The organism is Kitasatospora sp. NPDC057198 (assembly GCF_042670125.1).
Taxonomy (GTDB): Bacteria; Actinomycetota; Actinomycetes; order Streptomycetales; family Streptomycetaceae; genus Kitasatospora.
The window spans coordinates 1-2282 of record NZ_JBHUWH010000761.1; the positions used below are offsets into that span (position 1 = coordinate 1).

2 protein-coding genes and 1 pseudogene are annotated in these 2282 nt (G+C 73.8%); all 3 read right to left on the reverse strand.

Features of this window, described 5'->3' with window-relative positions:
• Positions 1 to 35 precede the first annotated feature (35 nt).
• The gene (locus ACFUEL_RS38720; protein ID WP_380242751.1) at positions 36 to 1676 is read right to left on the reverse strand and encodes an AMP-binding protein; all 1641 of its coding nucleotides are present in this window, start codon (positions 1674 to 1676) and stop codon (positions 36 to 38) included.
• A gap of 94 nt (positions 1677 to 1770) precedes the next feature.
• A complete protein-coding gene (locus ACFUEL_RS38725; protein WP_380242753.1) occupies positions 1771 to 2073 on the reverse strand; it encodes a hypothetical protein in 303 nt (100 codons plus the stop codon).
• 16 nt (positions 2074 to 2089) lie between these two features.
• Positions 2090 to 2282, reverse strand: a pseudogene (locus ACFUEL_RS38730) (hypothetical protein); the annotation flags it as partial.

Here is a 2282-nt window from a genome sequence, read left to right on the forward strand (position 1 = left end):
CGGCGAACCCGCTGGTCGGCGCGGGTCGACGCGCGTCAGCGGCCGGCGCCGCCGTCGGCGAGCAGGGCGGTCGCCGCCTCGCGCATCTCGACCTTGCGGACCTTGCCGGTGACGGTCATCGGGAACTCCTCGACCACGTGCACGTAGCACGGGATCTTGTAGTGGGCCAGCCGCCCGGCGCAGAACTCCCGCACCGCCTCGGCCGTCAGCGGCGGCGCGCCCTCGCGCATCCGCACCCAGGCCATCAGCTCCTCGCCGTACCTGGCGTCGGGCACCCCGATCACCTGGACGTCCAGCACGTCCGGGTGGGCGTACAGGAACTCCTCGACCTCGCGCGGGTACACGTTCTCGCCGCCGCGGATCACCATGTCCTTGATCCGGCCGGTGATCGACAGGTAGCCGTCGCCGTCCATCACCGCCAGGTCGCCGGTGTGCATCCAGCCCTCCGGGTCGACCGCCTCGGCGGTCCGCTCCGGCTCGCCCCAGTACCCGAGCATCACCGAGTAGCCGCGGGTGCACAGTTCGCCGGGTTCGCCGCGCGGCACGGTGCAGCCGCTCTCCGGGTCGACCACCTTGACCTCCAGGTGCGGGCCGACCCGGCCGACGGTGGAGACCCGGCGCTCCACCGAGTCGTCCACCCGGGTCTGGGTGGAGACCGGGGAGGTCTCCGTCATGCCGTAGCAGATCGACACCTCCGCCATGCCCATCCGCTCCATCACGCCCTTCATCACCTCGGTCGGGCACGGCGCGCCCGCCATGATGCCGGTGCGCAGGCCGGACAGGTCGTACCCGTCGAAGCCCGGGTCGGCCAGCTCGGCGATGAACATGGTCGGCACCCCGTACAGCGAGGTGCAGCGCTCGGCGGCCACCGCGGCCAGGGTCGCGGCGGCGTCGAAGGCCGGGGCCGGGATCACCGTGCAGGCGCCGTGCGAGGTGGCCGCGAGGTTGCCCATCACCATGCCGAAGCAGTGGTAGAACGGCACCGGCAGGCAGATCCGGTCGCGCTCGGTGTAGCCGCACAGCTCGCCGACGAAGTAGCCGTTGTTCAGGATGTTGCGGTGCGAGAGCGTGGCGCCCTTGGGGAAGCCGGTGGTGCCCGAGGTGTACTGGATGTTGATCGGGTCGTCGGCGTCCAACCCGTCGGCGATCGAGGCCAGTTCCGCCCGCTCGCCGGCCCGCCCGGCGGCCAGCAGCTCCGGCCAGTCCGGGCCGTCCAGCAGCACCACGTCCAGCAGTTCGGGGCAGCGCGGGCGCACCTCGGCGACCATCGCCGCGTAGTCGGAGGTCTTGAACCGCTCGGCGGCCACCAGCAGCCGCACCCCCGCCTGGCCGAGCACGTACTCCAACTCGTGCGCCCGGTAGGCCGGGTTGATCGTCACCAGGATCGCGCCGAGCCGGGCGGTGGCGTACTGGGTGAGCGTCCACTCGGCCCGGTTGGGCGCCCAGATGCCGACCCGGTCGCCCTTGCCGACGCCCCGGGCGCGCAGCCCGAGCGCCACCGCGTCCACGTCGGCGGCGAACTCGGCGTACGTCCAGCGCCGGCCGGTGGCGCACTCCACCAGCGCCTCCCGCTCCGGGAAGGCGCGCACCGCCCGGTCGAGGTTGGCGCCGACGGTGTCGTCGAGCAGCGGCGTGCCGGTCGGGCCGGAGGAGTGGCTGAGCTGATCACGGGACAAGGGGGCCTCCTGGGAGCGGGTAGTACCGGCGGGTACCCATGCTGCGCAGCCGCCGCCCGCTTGACCAGCCCCTTCCCGGGATTCGGTCCGGCGCTCAGTCGGACAGGGTGCGGTCCCCGATCACGTCCAGGTTGCGGAAGGACGGCGGGCCGTCGCAGAGCGCGGCGGCCCGGGCCGCGAACTCGGCGGTCTCGGGGCGCTGCGAGTTCTCCATCGCCACCTCGTACGAGGGGAACTCGACGATGTTCAGGTAGGTGTCGGTGCCGTCGCGGTCCCTGGTCTGCAGGGCGCGCACGGCGAGGCGGTGGCCCTCGTTCTTGGCGACCCACTCGTCCAGCAGTTCGTTGAACTCGTCGATCCGCCCGGTCCGGTACTCGATGATCTGGATGAACCTCACCGGTGGCCTCCTCCGCTCACGCGGGCGGGCGCCCGCCCGTCGGCTCCAGCGTCGTCGCGGTGCGCAGGGGGCGCAACGCGGGGCGGTGCGGGGCCGGGACGGGGCGCGGGCGGGGCGCGGGCGGGGCGCGGGCGGGGCGGACCATCCCGGGTCCGGTGCCCGCGGGACGGGGGGTGCGGCCGCGGCGGCGGACGCGCCCATGACGGCCG